Annotated in this window: 14 protein-coding genes and 3 pseudogenes; 13 read left to right on the top strand and 4 right to left on the bottom strand. The window is 65.7% G+C overall.

Going from position 1 to position 16,625, the window contains the following annotated elements; translation table 11 throughout:
* Positions 1-292: 292 nt before the first annotated feature.
* The 9 genes and pseudogenes from M446_RS39040 to M446_RS18650 form a co-directional block, all read left to right on the top strand.
* Positions 293-946: pseudogene (locus M446_RS39040) on the top strand (cache domain-containing protein); the annotation flags it as partial.
* Positions 947-955: 9 nt separating this feature from the next.
* Positions 956-1,207: pseudogene (locus M446_RS39035) on the top strand (integrase core domain-containing protein); the annotation flags it as partial.
* Positions 1,208-1,652: 445 nt separating this feature from the next.
* Positions 1,653-1,850: a hypothetical protein gene (locus M446_RS18680; RefSeq protein ID WP_043701405.1), complete on the top strand. Its 198-nt coding sequence runs from the start codon at positions 1,653-1,655 to the stop codon at positions 1,848-1,850.
* Positions 1,851-2,312: 462 nt separating this feature from the next.
* Complete coding sequence (locus tag M446_RS18675) at positions 2,313-3,104, top strand: DUF2189 domain-containing protein (protein WP_236728660.1); 792 nt, start codon at positions 2,313-2,315, stop codon at positions 3,102-3,104.
* Positions 3,105-3,232: 128 nt separating this feature from the next.
* Complete coding sequence (locus tag M446_RS18670; RefSeq protein WP_198293052.1) at positions 3,233-4,081, top strand: cytochrome c oxidase subunit II; 849 nt, start codon at positions 3,233-3,235, stop codon at positions 4,079-4,081.
* 11 nt (positions 4,082-4,092) lie between these two features.
* Entirely contained in the window at positions 4,093-5,862 is a 1,770-nt protein-coding gene (ctaD, locus tag M446_RS18665) for a cytochrome c oxidase subunit I (protein ID WP_012333662.1), read from the top strand.
* Entirely contained in the window at positions 5,859-6,662 is an 804-nt protein-coding gene (locus M446_RS18660; protein WP_012333661.1) for a heme-copper oxidase subunit III, read from the top strand. The genes ctaD and M446_RS18660 overlap by 4 nt, the downstream gene beginning before the upstream one ends.
* Before the next feature lie 42 nt (positions 6,663-6,704).
* A complete protein-coding gene (locus tag M446_RS18655; RefSeq protein ID WP_085984498.1) occupies positions 6,705-7,403 on the top strand; it encodes a heme-copper oxidase subunit III family protein in 699 nt (232 codons plus the stop codon).
* Between the two features lie 9 nt (positions 7,404-7,412).
* The gene (locus M446_RS18650) at positions 7,413-7,742 is read left to right on the top strand and encodes a cytochrome C oxidase subunit IV family protein (protein ID WP_012333659.1); all 330 of its coding nucleotides are present in this window, start codon (positions 7,413-7,415) and stop codon (positions 7,740-7,742) included.
* A 217-nt stretch (positions 7,743-7,959) separates the two neighbouring features.
* On the opposite strand, the gene M446_RS18645 is transcribed toward M446_RS18650, so the two are convergent.
* Positions 7,960-8,865, bottom strand: coding sequence for a LysR family transcriptional regulator (locus M446_RS18645; protein WP_012333658.1), 906 nt, complete (start codon positions 8,863-8,865; stop codon positions 7,960-7,962).
* 591 nt (positions 8,866-9,456) lie between these two features.
* Here M446_RS18645 and M446_RS18640 point away from each other — a divergent pair.
* Both M446_RS18640 and M446_RS18635 read left to right on the top strand, forming a co-directional pair.
* The gene (locus M446_RS18640) at positions 9,457-10,317 is read left to right on the top strand and encodes a class II aldolase/adducin family protein (RefSeq protein ID WP_012333657.1); all 861 of its coding nucleotides are present in this window, start codon (positions 9,457-9,459) and stop codon (positions 10,315-10,317) included.
* A 563-nt stretch (positions 10,318-10,880) separates the two neighbouring features.
* The gene (locus tag M446_RS18635) at positions 10,881-12,101 is read left to right on the top strand and encodes an ABC transporter substrate-binding protein (RefSeq protein ID WP_012333656.1); all 1,221 of its coding nucleotides are present in this window, start codon (positions 10,881-10,883) and stop codon (positions 12,099-12,101) included.
* Between the two features lie 61 nt (positions 12,102-12,162).
* On the opposite strand, the gene M446_RS18630 is transcribed toward M446_RS18635, so the two are convergent.
* The 3 genes and pseudogenes from M446_RS18630 to M446_RS18625 all read right to left on the bottom strand — a co-directional run.
* The gene (locus M446_RS18630) at positions 12,163-13,356 is read right to left on the bottom strand and encodes an NADH:flavin oxidoreductase (protein ID WP_012333655.1); all 1,194 of its coding nucleotides are present in this window, start codon (positions 13,354-13,356) and stop codon (positions 12,163-12,165) included.
* A gap of 209 nt (positions 13,357-13,565) precedes the next feature.
* Positions 13,566-13,823, bottom strand: a complete 258-nt coding sequence (locus M446_RS37390; protein ID WP_150108698.1) for a hypothetical protein — start codon at positions 13,821-13,823, stop codon at positions 13,566-13,568.
* 312 nt (positions 13,824-14,135) lie between these two features.
* A pseudogene (locus tag M446_RS18625) lies at positions 14,136-14,300 on the bottom strand (IS6 family transposase); the annotation flags it as partial.
* Between the two features lie 144 nt (positions 14,301-14,444).
* Here M446_RS18625 and istA point away from each other — a divergent pair.
* Both istA and istB read left to right on the top strand, forming a co-directional pair.
* The gene (istA, locus tag M446_RS18620; protein ID WP_012290058.1) at positions 14,445-15,728 is read left to right on the top strand and encodes an IS21-like element ISMtsp8 family transposase; all 1,284 of its coding nucleotides are present in this window, start codon (positions 14,445-14,447) and stop codon (positions 15,726-15,728) included.
* On the top strand, positions 15,725-16,600 hold the full coding sequence (gene istB, locus M446_RS18615) for an IS21-like element ISMtsp8 family helper ATPase IstB (protein ID WP_012290057.1): 876 nt from the start codon (positions 15,725-15,727) through the stop codon (positions 16,598-16,600). The genes istA and istB overlap by 4 nt, the downstream gene beginning before the upstream one ends.
* Positions 16,601-16,625: the final 25 nt, after the last annotated feature.

Raw genomic sequence — 16,625 nt, 5'->3', positions numbered from 1 at the left:
GCGCCAGTCTCGTCCGAATGACATAAGCCGAAATTCCTTCAGGGCTTCGGATGTGCTGTGTGTTTGCGCCCTGCATTAAATGAGAAAGCGCCCTGCCAAGAAGATATAAGTGTAGACACGGCATCTTCTCAGGCCTGCATCCGTCGCAAAGGCGGGCATTCAGGGGGAGGATCCGGTGCAGCTCGGGATCAGGGCACAGCTCCACGCCATTCCCGCCGCCGCTCTCGTCGGGATCGGCGTCGTCATCGCCCTCGCCGGGCTCGCCCTGCGCGACAGCGTCGTCGAGGCCCGGATGGCCAAGGCGCGCCAGCTGGTCGAGGCGCGCCAGCTGGTCGAGGCGCGCCAGCTGGTCGAGGCGGCCCACGGCGCCGTCGCCGGCTTCGCGGACCAGGAGAGGGCCGGCAAGATGACCCGCGAGCAGGCCCAGGCTCTCGCCGTGGCGGCCCTCAGGGCCATGCGCTGCGACGGCAAGGAGTATTTCTGGATCAAAGACATGCACCCCCGCATGATCGCGCATCCCCTCAGGCCCGACCTGGACGGAGCCGACCTCACCAAGACCCTCGACCCGACCGGCAAGGCGCTGTTCCGCGACATGGTGGACACGGTCCGCAAGGCCGGAGCAGGGTTCGTGCCGTACCTTCGGGCGAAGCCGGGCGAGCGCCGGCCGGTCGACAAGATCTCCTACGTGCAGGGCTTCGAGCCCTGGGGCTGGATCATCGGATCGGGCGTCTACGCCGACGACACGGCCGGCCAGGTGAGGGCCGCCCGGAGGGCCGCCCGGCTCAGCCTCCTCGAGCGTGTCGTTGCGGCCGCCGGCATGGTCGCCCTCCTGGCCGCGCTGATCGGTCGGGCGGTCGCCCGGCGCGTGGGGGCCCTCACGGCCGTGACGCGCGACCTGGCTGCCGGCGACCTTGCGCGAGACGTCCCCTCCGTGGCCCGGCAGGACGAGATCGGGGCGTACGAGACCGGCGTCACGCTGGACTTCTCGCGTCCTGGCAAGCCGACCGACAATGCGCTGGTCTCGTCGTTCAACGGTCGCCTGCGCGACGAGTGCCTGAAAGCGAACTGGTTCTCGTCGTTGGCCGATGCCCGGGCCAAGATCGAGGCGTGGCGACGGCAGTCCAACGAGAGCCGCCCTCACAAAGCCCTGGGGTGGCGGACGCCCCAGGAATTCGCCTCGGCGGCGGCCCGAGAGGCCGCCGAATGAGACCCGGGGGCTCACCCTTCGGCCGGACCAAGATCCGGGGGACCGTCAACGCGCAGGAGGCGTGGATCAACCTCCTGGCCGAACGCGGTACCGTTGATCGTGCGGCGCAGGCGGGCCGTGCAACTCGTCGGGGCGTCGCCAGGACAGAACGCCAGGCACGAGCCGCCATCGCGACCGCGACGGATCGTCGGCAGCCGAGGCCGGCGAGTTCGTCCGCCCACTCGCACTCTGTCAGCCCACATGCCTCGGCCGCGAGAACTTGTCTCCCTAAGAGGCTGCCTTCGAGCGTCGCGTGAAAGTCATTCTTCAGTGACGGAAGCAGAATCTTGGCGCAATGCTCGGCGGCCGATCGGCGGTTTCACTGGAACAGGTGCTCGACATTCCGTTCATACAGTTGGAGAGACCGATCGAAGAGGATCGTGATAAGCCTTGATATGACGTGCAGATGCTGGCGGGCGTGAAGACCTCTGGCCATGAGCGCTCGATCGAGATCGTGAGGCGGCTCCACGATCCGTCGGCAGAGGAGTGTATCGCGGCGTTCGAGAAAGTGTTTCCGCGGCTCACGCGGGAGCGTGCGGTGTGGGCCCACCTGTTCGCGATCGGGGCTCGCGCGCAGCACGCGCGCAGCACGGAGGAAGCCTGAGGGGCCTGAACCCCTGCTGCCGCGGGCGAAGCCGCGACAGGAGGGCGGAGAAGTGCACGACAGTCTTCGGTCGATGGCCCCCTGCGCCACGACGGCGGAGCCGCGCAGGGCGATCACCTGATGACTCCTTCAGAAGCACGAGGCCGCCACCCAACCGGGCGTACGCCCATGATCCGCGGCATCATCGGTCGTCTCGATGCGAGACGCAGCGTGGCATGACGGCTCGGCGGCAAGCACACGATCAGAAAGCGCGCGCGAGGACGCCTGACGATCGAAAGGCCACGTCGGGCCGACAGGGGCCTCCACTCACCAATGGAAATTTCGCGACAGCGGCAAAAATTAATCGTATAAGGTCCGGGTTCGCGCGTCCGGGTTCGCGCGCGAAAGCTTGGCAGTATTTACGAGATAAGGACGAATTCACGACCTGACGCAGTTCGAGTCTTCCATATGGAGGGCGAGGCGATGACGATGCTTCATGCCGAGTACTCACACCAGACATTCGTGCGTCCGCGCCTGCGCTCGATCACTCGCCAGGACCTTCTGACGGCCCTGGCAAGAGGATTTGAAGATTTCGTGGCAATGCCGACGCATGTGATCTTCCTCATCGCCATTTACCCCATAGCGGGCATCATCATCGCGGCCGTGATCTTCGAGTATGATCTCATCCCGATCCTCTTCCCGCTCGCCTCCGGTTTCGCGTTGATCGGCCCCTTCGCGGCGGTCGGGCTCTACGAGCTGAGCCGGCGGCGGGAGCAGGGCCTCGACACCGCTTGGACCCATGCCTACGAGCTCCTGACCGGCCGGAACGGCGGAGCGATCGCGGCGGTCGGGTTCCTTCTGATGTTGATTCTCATCGCTTGGCTCATCGCTGCGATGGGGCTGTATTGGGCTCTCTTCGGCCGAGCGACGCACGACTCGGTGTTCGCGTTCGCCGAGGAGGTGCTGACAACCCCGAGGGGCTGGATGCTGATCGTGTTCGGCAACCTCGTCGGCGCAGCCTTCTCGCTTGTCGCGCTCGCGGTCAGCGCGGTGTCGTTCCCGCTGATCATCGACCGAGGAGCCGATGCCGGGACGGCGATCGAGACGTCGGTGGCGCTGTTGCAGGAGAACCCGCTCGTGATGATCCTCTGGGGCCTCATCGTTGCGGGCCTGCTGGTCATCGGCATGGTGCCGCTCTTCGTCGGGCTCGCACTCGTTCTGCCGATCCTAGGGCACGCAACGTGGCACCTCTACCGGCGTGCCGTGCTTCCCTGAAGCCGTGAGTGTTCGCGCTCCGTTACGCCGAACCGGTCTCCCCGCTGGCGAGGAGCGCTCCAGGAGTCGTCGCCTCGTCACGATGGGCCGCGTGGATCCTGTCCCGGCCCTTGAGACGGATGCAGGAGCTGGCCATGCCGCTGGTTCTCGTGCTTATCGCCCTCGGCTCGGTCGCCTTCCATCTCCTCAGCCCATGGTGGTGGACGCCGATCGCATCCAACTGGGGCTACATAGACACGACGCTCATCATCACGTTCTGGATCACGGGCACCGTCTTTACGCTGATCGTGCTGTTCATCGCCTATTGTCTTGCCCGCTTCCGCCATCGCCCCGGGCAACGGGCGGCCTATGAGCCGGAGAGCCGGCGTCTCGAGGGCTGGCTCACGGCGGTCACGGCGCTCGGCGTGGCGGCGATGCTGGCCCCGGGTCTCGCGGTCTGGGCGCAGTTCGTGCGAGTCCCGGACTCGGCCTCCCAGGTCGAGGTCGTCGCCCAGCAATGGCGCTGGAGCTACCGCCTGCCCGGCGCCGATGGGCGCTTGGGTGCCGCCGGGATCCAGTTCGTCAGCGACACGAATCCGCTCGGCCTCGATCCGGACGACCCGGCCGGGCAGGACGACGTCGTGATCGACGAGGGCGACCTGCACCTCCCGCTCGGGCGGCCCGTGAAGCTGCTGCTCCGCTCGTTCGACGTGGTACACGACTTCTACGTTCCGGAATTCCGGGCCAAGATGGACGTGATCCCCGGGACGGTGACCTATTTCTGGTTCACGCCGACCCGGACGGGCGCTTTCGACGCGATCTGCAACGAGGTCTGCGGCGTCAACCATTACGCCATGCGCGGACGCGTGGTTGTGGACGCGGAGCCCGCTTACCGGACTTGGCTCGACCAGCAGAAGACTTTCTCGAACTTCGCCGCCCGACCCACCAGGGAACCACGCGACGCCGGCCTCCGACGACGGATGGCCGAGGACCACTGAGAGGACGTGCCATGGCCGATACGCCTGTCGGGACCGCAGGTCCCTTCCCGGGTTCGGAACTGGATGAGGTCGAGCTGTATCACCCGCACAGCTGGCTCACGCGCTACGTCTTCAGTCAGGATGCCAAGGTCATCGCCGTCCAGTATGCCGGCACCGCCATGGCGATCGGCCTCGTGGCCCTCGTCTTGTCCTGGCTCATCCGGCTCCAGCTCGGCTTCCCGGGCCTCCTCTCTTTTATCGGACCCTCCGAGTACTACCAGTTCATTACCATGCACGGAATGATCATGGTGGTGTACCTGCTGACGGCCCTGTTCCTCGGCGGCTTCGGCAATTACCTGATCCCACTGATGCTCGGCGCACGGGACATGGCATTTCCTTACGTAAATATGCTGAGCTACTGGATTTACCTGCTTGCCGTGCTGGTGCTGGTGGCCAGCTTCTTCGCGCCTGGCGGGCCGACCGGCGCCGGATGGACCCTCTATCCGCCCCAGGCCATCCTCTCGGGCACGCCCGGGCAGGAATGGGGCATCGTGCTGATGCTCGCCTCGCTCATCCTGTTCATCATCGGCTTCACGATGGGCGGGGTGAACTACGTCGTGACGGTGCTGCAGGCGCGGGCACCCGGAATGACGCTGATGCGCATGCCACTCACGATCTGGGGCATCTTCACGGCGACGGTCCTGGCCCTGCTCGCCTTCCCGGCCCTGTTTGTCGGGGCCGTGATGATGCTTCTCGATCGCCTCCTCGGGACAAGCTTCTTCATGCCCGCCATCATCGAGGCCGGGCAGCGCCTCAAGTACGGCGGCGGCACGCCGATTCTGTTCCAGCACCTGTTCTGGTTCTTCGGCCATCCCGAGGTCTACATCGTGGCTCTGCCGGCCTTCGGCATCGTCTCCGACCTCATCAGCACGCATGCCCGAAAGAACATATTCGGCTATAGAATGATGGTTTGGGCGATCGTCGCGATCGGCGCTCTCAGCTTCGTGGTCTGGGCGCACCATATGTACGTGAGCGGCATGAACCCGTATTTCGGATTCTTCTTCGCGACGACCACGCTCATCATCGCGGTGCCGACCGCCATCAAGGTCTACAACTGGATCTTGACGCTGTGGCAGGGTGACATTCACCTTACGGTCCCAATGCTGTTCGCGATCGCGTTCATCGTGACGTTCCTGAACGGCGGCCTCACCGGCCTGTTCCTCGGCAACGTCGTCGTTGATGTCCCGCTCTCGGACACCCTGTTCGTGGTCGCCCATTTTCACATGGTGATGGGCGTCGCGCCGATCCTCGTGATCTTCGGCGGAATTTATCATTGGTACCCCAAGGTGACCGGGCGGATGCTCGACGAGCGGCTCGGCCGTGTGCACTTCTGGGTCACGTTCCTGGGTGCCTACGCGATCTTCTTTCCGATGCATTATCTCGGACTGCTCGGCGTGCCGCGACGCTACTTCGAGATCACGGGGCTCGGCTTCGTCCCCGACTCGGTCGCCTCGCTCAACGCCTTCATCAGCGTGGCGGCCTTCCTGGTCGGAGCCGCGCAGGTCGTGTTCCTGGGCAATCTGATCCGGAGCCTCACGCGCGGGGCGCCCGCCGGAAGCAATCCCTGGCGCGCCACGACCCTGGAGTGGCAGACACCCGAGACCCCGCCCGCGCACGGCAATTGGGGCGCGCAGCTGCCCGTCGTGTATCGCTGGCCCTACGATTACAGCGTGCCCGGCGCCGACCAGGATTTCGTGCCGCAGAACCAGCCCGGCCCACTTCCGGGGGGAGCGGCGCCGTGACCCTGGTGCTCCTCTATCTCGCGGGGCTCGGCGCCATCGCGGCGCGGTGGCTGGCGCGGCAGCAGCTCACCGCCAAGCCCTGGCTGATCTCGGATCCGCTCGATCCAGGCGGATCCGGGCTCAGCGAGCCGGCGCGGCGCCTGAGCGAAGCCGATCTCCGCATGGCGAAGCAAGCAACCGGACATCGTCCGGGGGCCGGCCCGCCCGCGGTCCTGGCGCCGGGACGAGAGATGGGGGCCGCCAAGCTGGGTCTCGGGGTCTTCCTGGCTGCGGTGGGTCTGCTCTTCGCGCTGCTGATCGCGGCCTACGGAATGCGGGTGCCGCCCGGAAGCGCGCGGATCCCGGTCGATCCGCGCCTTCTCTGGCTCAGTACAGGCCTCCTGGCCGTCGCGAGCCTCGCGCTCCACGGGGCAGGAGCGGCAGAGCGGCGAGGCGACTCGGACGGGGCGCAAGTCGCGCTCCGCGTCGCGGCGGTGGCAGGTGTCATGTTTCTCGGCGGACAGGGCCTCGCATGGAGGCTGCTCTGGGAGGCGGGGCTCGGGCGCACGGCAGATGCCGCGGGATCCTTCTTCTACCTGATCACAGCCCTGCACGGCCTGCACCTCGCAGGCGGCATCGCCGCCCTCGGGTTGATCACGCTCGCCGCTCCACGGGCCGGATCGCGGGCGCGGGTGAGCGGGAGAATCGATCTCTGCATCCTCTACTGGGACGCGCTCCTGGCGATCTGGCTCGTCGTTTTCGGATTCCTGTTCAGGACACCGTGGTCGGGTCTCATCGACGCCGTGTGCCGCCCCGTCTGACCGCCGCGAGAGGCCGCCATGACCGACACGCTCCTACGATCGATGAGTTCCGCGGAGAGCCCGCCGACCCGGCGGCAGCGCCTCTCGGACGAGTGGGGAGCCGACCGCCAGGCCTTCACCGGCGCCTCGTGGCGCAAAGCCATGATGTGGATCTTCCTCCTCAGCGACACCTTCGTCTTTGGCTGCTTTCTCGTCGGCTACATGACGGTCCGCATGTCGACGATGGTGCCATGGCCGAATCCGAGCGAGGTCTTCTCGCTTGAGATCGGGCACGCGAAGCTGCCCCTGCTTCTGATCGCTATCATGACCTTTGTGCTGATCTCCAGCAGCGGCACCATGGCAATGGCGGTCGCGTATGGCTATCGGCGTGACCGCCGGACAACGGCCCTGCTCATGGGAGTCACCGCGCTGCTCGGCGCCACCTTCGTGGGCATGCAGGCTTTCGAGTGGACGAAGCTGATCCGCGAGGGCGTGCGCCCCTGGTCAAACCCCTGGGGAGCGCATCAGTTCGGCTCGACATTCTTCATGATTACCGGGTTCCACGGCACCCACGTGACCATCGGCGTCATCGTGCTGTTGATCATCGCCCGGAAAGTCTGGCGGGGTGATTTCGACACCGGTCGACGCGGTTTCTTCACGAGCCAGCGCGGGCGCTACGAGAACGTTGAGATCGTCGGCTTGTACTGGCACTTCGTCGACCTCGTCTGGGTTTTCATTTTCGCCCTGTTCTATCTCTGGTAGGAGGATCCGATGCACGCGGCTGGAAGCCAGGGCACGGGCGAGAGCCACTCGATCCGGCTCTATTTCCTCGTCTGGGGCTGGCTGTTCGTGCTGAGCGCCTGCTCCTATCTGGTCGATTATTTTCATCTCGAGGGCGCCCTGCGCTGGTCGCTGATCCTCCTGTTCATGATCGTCAAGGCAGGGCTCATCGTGGCCGTGTTCATGCATCTTGCCTGGGAGCGATTGGCCTTGATCTACGCGATCCTAGTGCCACCGACTGCGATCCTGATCTTCGTCACAATCATGAGCTTCGAGTCGAACTACACGCTGTTCACGCGGATCGCGTATTCTGGACATTGATCGTGTTGATGCCGTCTTGATCAGCCCCCATCGGAGTGGTCCGCCCTGAAGTATGGCTTTGGTTCCCCGTCACCGGGCACCTGGCGGGTCTCTGGCGTCCGGCGCGTCGGTGGTGCGCGGCAGACGATCCAGGCCTACCGCCGATGGCTCATGGGCGTGGAGGAGAGCCGAGCGCAGTCGGTGGAGATCCCTGCCCAACGCCTGCCCAGGCTTGGCCCTATGGTGCGGCCAGCCAGAAGGCATCGCCAGCGGCCTCGGCCTGCCGAGTCAGGAACTCCGAGACCAGCCTGACTCGCGGAAGGTCGCGAGTATCCGCATGAGCGATGAGCCAGTAGGCCCGAACGATCCGCACCTCCTGCGGAAGGACGGCGATGAGGTCCGGGTGGCCGCGGGCCAGGAAGTGCGGCAGGATGCCAAGGCCCGCTCCCCCGCGCACCGCCTCCATCTGAGTAATGACATTCGAGATCCGCGCCTGCGGGTGGATCGCGGACGAGACCTGTGGGAGATAGTTGAGTTCGCTCGTCCAGAGCAGATCCTCGACGTACCCGACCCAGCGGTGGCGATGCAGGTCGTCCACCGTGCGGATCGCCTCCGCAGCCTCCGCGTAGCTGCGCGCCGCGTAGAGGCCGAGCGCGTAATCGACGAGTTTGCGGGCGAAGAGCCGGCCGGTCTCCGGTCGAGTCAGGGTGACGGCGAGATCGGCTTCGCGCTTCGACAGGCTGAAGCTCCGCGGATTGGCCACGAGTTCGATCTCGAGCGCCGGCTGGGCGGCGAAGAGCTGGGCGAGGCGTGGCGCGAGGAAGGTGGTTCCGAAGGCCTCGGGTGTGCCGACCCGCACGGTGCCACTCACCTGGTGAGAGGCCTCGTCCAGGCGCGCGCGCAGGGTGATCGCCACGCTCTCGATCCGCTCCGCATCGCCGAGCAGCCGCTCGCCGTCACTGGTCAGGACGAAGCCTGACGGGCGGCGTCCGAACAGGCGCGTACCGAGGGCGCTCTCCAGGGCGGAGAGGCGGCGGCTCAGGGTCGAGTGATCAATCCCCATGCGCTGCGCGGCGACCGTCAGCCGCCCTGCCCGGGCAACCGCCAGAAAGGCCCGCAGGTCGTTCCAGTCGAAGTCGGACATCGCTCTCGGACCGCCGCGTCGAGGAATGCGCATTCGTGCACGGCGCCTTTGCGTTTCTTCGCATGGGCGTGCACGGAATCGAATGCTAACGACGATCTCGCGAAAGAATGCAACCGCGGCGGGGACCGAACCCGAGATCGGACCGACCGCGCCCCTCAGGGACGTCGCGACATGGCTTCGTTCTTCAAGCCGCAGTGGCGTGCGAGCGAAGGCCGGGCTGTCCGGGTCGGCCTGATCGGCGCCGGCACGTGTGGCTCCATGCACTTGGTGGGCTGATCGCCCGCGCCACGGGCATCCCGGTGATGCTGCCGAGGCGTATGCCGGCCTCGGCTGGGATCAATCACACCTGCATCCGCCCTTGTTCGTCACCATCACCTTCACCTCCTGTCGACCGGGCTGTTCGCCAAGGAGGATCTCAAAGAAGCAGAGGCGAAGAATCTTCTCGCTTCACACCGACGGAGTAACGGTCAAAGCCGTCGCGGCTCTCGGATAGGATTTGCGCGGGCCAGAGATATTTCTGTATTGCGCGCTTAGCGCCCCGCCAACCGCTGATGCCGATCCCTCTCCCATACACCGACGAAAGGATTTCTCATGCTTGACGATCATTCCGACCACGACATCGCCATCGATCTGCCGAACGACAGCGCCGGCCGCAAGAGAACCTCGATCTATCAGCCTGAGCAGGCCGACCTGATCTTTCCGGATGTGCCGGAATTCGCCAGCTACGCTGAGGAGCGCGAGTACCGCAAGAAACACCTCGTTGCAGCCTGCCGCGCTTTCGCGATGCACGGCTTCGACTACGGCTTCGCCGGGCACCTCACGGTCCGCGACCCCGAGCGCCCGGAGTTGTACTGGACCAACCCGATGTGCGTGCACTTCTCCCAGGTGAGGATGTCCAACCTCATCCTGGCCGACCACAAGGGCCGCGTCGTCGAAGGCCGCCACGCGATCAACCGCGCCGGTTTTGTCCTGCACGCCGCCGTGCACGAAGAGTATCCCGACGTGATGGCGATGTGCCACGCGCACACGACCTACGGCACGGCTTGGTGCGCCACGGGCCGCCCGCTGGATATGATCAGCCAAGATGCGGCTGCTTTCTACAACAGCCACGCGGTGATCGGCGCTTCGGCGGGCGCTGTAGCGGTTGAAGAGAAGAGTGGACTCTCGGTTGCTCAGCAAATCGGCCTCAATCGTGGCGTGCTGCATCAGAACCATGGCCTGCTCACCTGCAGTCGCCACAGCATCGATGATGCGGCCTTCTGGTTCATCGCCTTGGAGCGGGCCTGTCAGCAGCAACTCCTGATCGAAGCCACCGGGATCAAGCCGCAGGTGCTGTCGGAGAAAACCGCCCGCTATAGCCGTGAGCACGTCGGGAGCGACTACATTGGCTGGCTGCATTTCCAGACGCTGTACAGCCACATCGCCGAGACGCAGCCAGATATGTTCGAGTGAGGGGCGCGGCACGGCGCACTCCGAACTGCCTCGATGATGAAGCCATGGGATCGGTCTGCGGACCGATCCCAGTTTCACAGTTGGAAGTACACCAAAAATGTAATGCATACGGCTTCGGGATAAAATCTGCTGGTCATCCGAGAATTTAAATCCTTGGAAAATACTGAAATGAGTACTTGCCAGAATTTTCTGACTGACGGTCCTGACGAATGCTTGGTTTGGCTGCGTCAAGTGCAACGCGCCCGAGTGCACGGAGTGGCTCGACGATAAATTCCAGTGACGAAGACCGCGGCGTTCGGCTCGCGGAGGTGAACGTGATTGAGCAGGCAGCCAACGTGAGTCGGACAACACGAAGCGCCGCAAGAGGGGGGGGAAGCGGATCCTTTCGGATCGAGATCGCGCATGTCGGCCGGTCCCGGATCTCGCCTCCGGGTGCGATCACTGATTTGCAACATACAAGATGCGGGAGCGCACTCGGACGTGCTCGCCACCCTCGCGACAGCCAACGCGCGGCGCGCGATGTCGACCAAGGCGGTTTCACGCCAAATGACAGGGGCACCTCGATGAAAACCGCAGGACTGGTCGCCAGCGCGCTGTGCCTGGCGTTGAACCCGCTCGCAAGCGCACCGGCCCTCGCCGCGGATTTGACAGACGGCAAGGTCGTGATTGGCGTCCTTACCGACATGTCCGGTCCGTATGCCGACGTGGGCGGGAAGGGCTCAGTCGAGGCGACCCGCATGGCTGTCGAAGACTTCGGCGGCAAGGTTCTCGGCAGGCCTATCGAGATCGTATCGGCCGATCATCAGCACAAGGCGGACACCGGCGCGGGCATCGCTCGCAACTGGTTCGACCGCGAGGGGGTTGATGCCGTCGTCGACCTCAACAACACGTCCGTGGCACTCGCCGTCAACAATTTGGCCGTAGAACGAAATCGGCTGACCCTGATGACGGGCACCGCCTCGTTGATCATGACGAACGAGAATTGCACGCCCAATTCGATCCACTACGTTTACGACACGTATTCGGCAGCGCATGGCGTCGTGAAGTCGATGAGCGAACTCGGGAAGAAGAAGTGGTTCGTTCTCGCCGCCGACTACGCCTACGGCAAAGGGGTGGCCGGCGCGCTCAAGGAGTTTACCGAAGAGGCGGGCGCGAAGCTCGTCGGCACAGTCTTTCACCCGCTCAATTCCCCTGATTTCTCGTCGTTTCTGCTGCAGGCCCAGGCCTCGAAGGCGGACGTGATCGCGCTGGGCAATGCCAGCTCGGACACGGTGAACTCCATCAAAGCAGCGCGCGAGTTCGGGCTGACCACGACTCAAAGCGTGGTGCCGCTCCTGATGTACATCCAAGACGTCCATTCGCTCGGCCTGCAGGAGGCGCAGAATCTCACCTTCGTCACCGGGTTCTATTGGGACCGCACGCCAGAGACGCGCGCTTGGTCGAAACGCTTCTTCGAGCGCACGAAGCAGATGCCGTCTCAGATTCAGGCGGGCGCGTATTCCGCGGTCACCAACTACCTGAAAGCGGTCGAGGCCGCCGGCACGGATGCAGGCAAGGCCGTCGCCGCCAAGATGAAGGAGCTTCCGATCGCGGACATGTTCACGGAGAGCGGCAAGGTCCGCGCCGACGGGCGCATGGTGCACGACATGTACCTGGTCCAGGTGAAGAAGCCGGGCGAGTCCAAGGCTCCGTGGGACTACTACAAGGTGCTGGCCACGATTCCGGGCGACGAAGCCTTCCAGCCCCTCTCCAAGAGCAGGTGCCCGCTCGTGACGAAGCCGTAAGGTCCCGTCCGGACGGGCGCCATCGGCGCCAGGGGCGGCGCGGCCGTCCGAGACTGACGGATTACTCGGAGCGCGCGACGGAGCCGCGCTGAGCGGGAGACGTCGGATCGACGGGAGGGCTCGGTAAGGGCGGCCAACCGATGGCCTCGGAACTCGCGCGGAAGTTCCGCAGCCACCACGCCCAATCCTCCGGCACGAGCGAGAACGGATCGGGGTGCCCGAGTTCGCGCGCGGCCCAGACCGGCCAGTGGGGGTTGGCGAGCGCCGGGCGCCCGATGAACACGAGGTCGATCAGGTCGTCGCGGATCACGCGGTCGGCCTCCGCGGGAACGCCGAGGTTCCAGCTCACGCCCACGGGGATGCCGCACTCGCGTCGAACGCGCGCGCCACGCTCCACCATGAAAGCGAGTTGCTTGAACGGCGGCGCTCTCATGTCATCCGTGTTGAGACCGATGGACAGGTCCGCGAAGTCGAGCCCGCGCTCCTTCATCCAGCCCACCGCGACGACGGACTCGTCGAACTGAACGCCCTCTTCGTTCAGGTCGTCGGAGCCGAGGCGCATCGTCAAGGGCAAGCGCTCCGGCCAGACCGCCTTGACCGCGTCGATCGCTTCGAGGTGGAAGCGGACGCGGTTCTCGAGCGATCCGCCATAGGCGTCGGTCCGCTTGTTCGCGATGGGCGAGAAGAAGCTCGCGCCGAGATAGCCGTGCGCGAAGTGCAGCTCGAGCCACTCGAATCCCGCCTCGGCGGCGCGGCGCGCGGCGGACGCGTAGCTCGCATGGACTTCGTGGATCTCGGCCACGGACATTTCCTGCACGGGGTGGTGGAAGCGGCCGCCGTAGGGCACGGCGGAGGGGCCGCGCACCTGCCACCCCTCGGGATGATCGGGGGCGTATTGCTGGCGGGGTTTGTCCCAGGGCCGGTTCTCGCTGCCCTTGCGGCCGGTATGCCCGAGCTGGATCGCAGGCACCGCGCCCATGTCCTTGACGAGACGGTTGATGCGCCGCAGGCCGTCGATCTGTGCATCGTCCCACAGGCCGGCGCAGTGCGTCGACGTGCGGCCGTCGGGCTGAATGGCGATCTGTTCCGGAAACACCAACCCGAAGCCGCCCGCGGCCCGCGAGCCGATCAGCATGAGGTGGAAGTCCGTCACCGTGCCGTCAGGCGGCGAGCGGTACATCGTCATGGGAGACATGACGATGCGGTTGCGCAGCGTGACATCCTTGAGCATGAACGGCGAAAAGAGGTCAGGCATGAGAACTCCGTCCGACGGATCAGCGCCCGAGTTATACCCGAGCAGGCACGGAGTGATAGCGAAACTCGTCCCTCGTCGTGTCCTGCCTGCCTCCGCAGCATATTCGCTCAAATGCCTTCAGGAGAGGCAGTCCGACTAACACCTGTCCTCCGAGCGCCGCTCATAGGACTGAGATCCTATTTCAAGACCACTTTGGTGTCCACATGTTCTCAGGCCTGGAACAGGTTGTAATTAGTTCTCCAGCTATTTCGCGCAATGCACTCAAGAAACCAATGCTCAGCATCGGCTAAATCGTGAAATAGCAGGCCCTCTCGCTCACAAGGTCCTAGTCCAAATTGCAAAAACCACTGCGCATCAGCTCTCACAAGCAGGGCTACCAGATTATGATTGGCCCAGACCAGCACAGCTTCCTCGCCGTTAGACCGGGTTGCGCTCTTGATCGGCTCAAAGCGGATCTCGCTATGCATGGCCTGACCTGCTAGTCCCGCACCACAGGATGATCGGTTGCGCTCAATTCGATGTATTCCCACCAATTAGGACATTGTAGTTAGCAATGATGACAATGTCATCCCTCAAACGTGCTAGGAGCTACGAGTATCGAGAACGTTGCTGCCGTCACCCTGGGCGGGGCCGGGCCAGTATCGACCCCCGACAGACGGGGTCGCCCAAATCGCCGGATCTACCGCTCGACCTGGGAGGGGTGGGCAGTGCAGCGTGGGACGGACGGGCCTGTCGCAATCTTGGGTCCAGGCCGCAGAAGGGCCTGCTCGGCCCCGCTTTCACGCTTTGTTCGCGACGGGAAGTCCAAAGCAGCAGGTGAGCAGCTGGTTCTGCTCGCGCACGGTCCATGCCCCCGAGAACCCGAAGCCCTTGCGCAGCCACAACATGGCTTCGAAGCCCCGGATCGTGCGTCGGGCCGTGGAGAACGACCGGAACCCGCCTGTGAGCGGGCGTTGGATCCTCCTCACTTGTGGGCCTGCAATTTTCCCCACCCTCCCGGCCGCCCCTGAGCCTCCTGTTTGAGGCGGGATGCCCGCGCGGCGGCCGTCTCACCGAAGCTGGTCCCCGTGGCGGGAGGGAGCGGCGCGGTGGTCAGCCTCGGGGAACTCATGACGATCCTGGACCTCCACCGGCAGGGCCTCTCGGTCACCGCCATCGCCCGCCAGCTCGGCCTCGACCGCAAGACCGTCGCCAAGTACATCGCCCGCGGCCTCGAGCCGCCCGTCTACGGACCGCGATCCCCCCGCGCGCGGGCCACCGACGCCTTCCTGCCCTACCTGCGCGAGCGCCTGGCCGCCTACCCGCAGCTTACGGCCGTCCGTCTCTGGCGCGAGTTGAAGGAGCGCGGCTTCGCAGGGGCCTACACCGCCGTGAAGCGAGCCGTGGCCCTGCTTCGCCCCTCAGCTCCTCTGCCTATCGAGCGCCGCTTCGAGACCCCGCCGGGCGAGCAGGCCCAGGTCGACCTCGCCCGCTTCGAGGTCGTCTTCGCCGACGAGCCGGGCGTGACCCGCATCGTCTGGCTGTTCGCGATGGTGCTGGGCCACTCGCGCTATCTCTGGGCCCGCTTCGTCGTCCACCAGGATCTGCAGACGGTCCTGCGCTGCCACATCGCCGCCTTCCAGGCCCTTGGAGGCGCCCCGCGCGAGATCCTCTACGACCGCATGAAGACCGCCGTGATCGGCGAGGATCCCGACGGCTTGGTCATCTATAACCGCAGCCTTCTCGATCTCGCGCGCCACTACGGGTTCCTGCCGCGCGCCTGCCGTCCCTACCGGGCCAAGACCAAGGGCAAGGTCGAGCGCCCGTTCCGCTACCTGCGCGAGGACTTCTTCCTCGCCCGCTCGTTCCGCAACCTCGACGACCTGAACGACCAGCTGCGGCACTGGCTCGACACCGTGGCCAACGCCCGCCGGCACGCCACGACCAAGCGGATCGTCGCCGACGCCTTCGCGGAGGAGCGCAGCCAGCTGCGGGCGCTGCCGCCCGTGCCCTACGAAGCCGTGCTCAGCCTGGAGCGGCGCGTCACCCACGAGGGCTTCGTCTCGGTGGCGGGCAATCTCTACAGCGTGCCCGACACCACCCGCCGCCGCGCCCTGGAGGTGCACGTGCTGGCCGATCAGATCCGCATCTACGAGGCGGGTGAGCTCGTTGCCTGCCACCTGCCCCTGGAAGGGCGTGGGCTGACGCAGGTCGATCCAGCCCATCGGCGGCCGCGATCTCCCCCGCCCGAGCCACGAGACCCTGCCGAGCCGGTGGTCGTCAGGCGCGCCGGCGACCAGGTCGCGCGTCGCCCGCTGGCCATCTACGACGCCGTAGCCCGCCAACTCGCGGGAGCCGGCGTGCCCAGGACCGACCGGGGAGACGCGGCATGAGCGGAACTGGCGAGCTGATCCCCCCACTGGTCGAGCGGATCAAGGCCACGCTGGTAGGGCTGAAGATGCCGCGCGCCCTGGAGATCGTCGACACCACCGTGCGGCGGCTGGAGCGCGGCGAACTCAGCGCGCTGGAGGCGGTCGATGCCCTGCTGAGCGAGGAGCTGAGCCTACGCGAGAGCCGGCGGGTGAAGACCGCGCTGGTGATGGCGCGGCTCTCGACGGTCAAGACGCTGTCGGGCTTCGACTTCGCCTTCCAGCCCTCGCTCGACCGCACCCGCATCCTGGCCCTGGCCGAGCTGGGCTTCGTGGACCGCTGCGAGGTGCTGCACTTCCTCGGCCCGCCCGGCACCGGCAAGAGCCACTTGGCGGTGGCCCTCGGGGTCGAGGCGGTGAAGGCGGGCCGCAGCGTGTACTTCACCACCCTGGCCGACCTTGTGGGAACGCTGGCGCGGGCCGAGCGGGAAGGAACGTTGCGCGAGAAGATCCGCTACTTCTGCCGGCCGGCGCTGCTGATCGTGGACGAGATCGGCTACCTGCCGGTGGTGCCGGGCGGGGGCAACCTGTTCTTCCAGCTCGTCAACGCGCGCTACGAGCGGGGCGCGATGGTCCTGACCTCGAACCGCGGCTTTGCAGAGTGGGGGGAGGTGTTCGGCGATCCGGTGGTGGCGACCGCGCTGCTGGACCGGTTGCTTCACCACGCCGTGGTGGTGCAGATCGAGGGCTCAAGCTACCGGCTGCGCCAGCACACCGCGCTCATGCCCGAGCACATCCGCTCGAAGGCAGCCCTGCAGGCTCCGCCGCTCGCCCCGCCTCCGCGTCGGCGCGGACGCCCGCCCAAGAATGGAGGTGCTCACCTCGGCATCGCCTGACCGCCGAGCCCGCCGATCTGAGGAA

It is taken from the genome of Methylobacterium sp. 4-46 (assembly GCF_000019365.1).
Taxonomy (GTDB): domain Bacteria; phylum Pseudomonadota; class Alphaproteobacteria; order Rhizobiales; family Beijerinckiaceae; genus Methylobacterium.
Note: the sequence above shows the minus strand (reverse complement) of the source record. Positions and strands in the feature narration are given on the sequence as shown.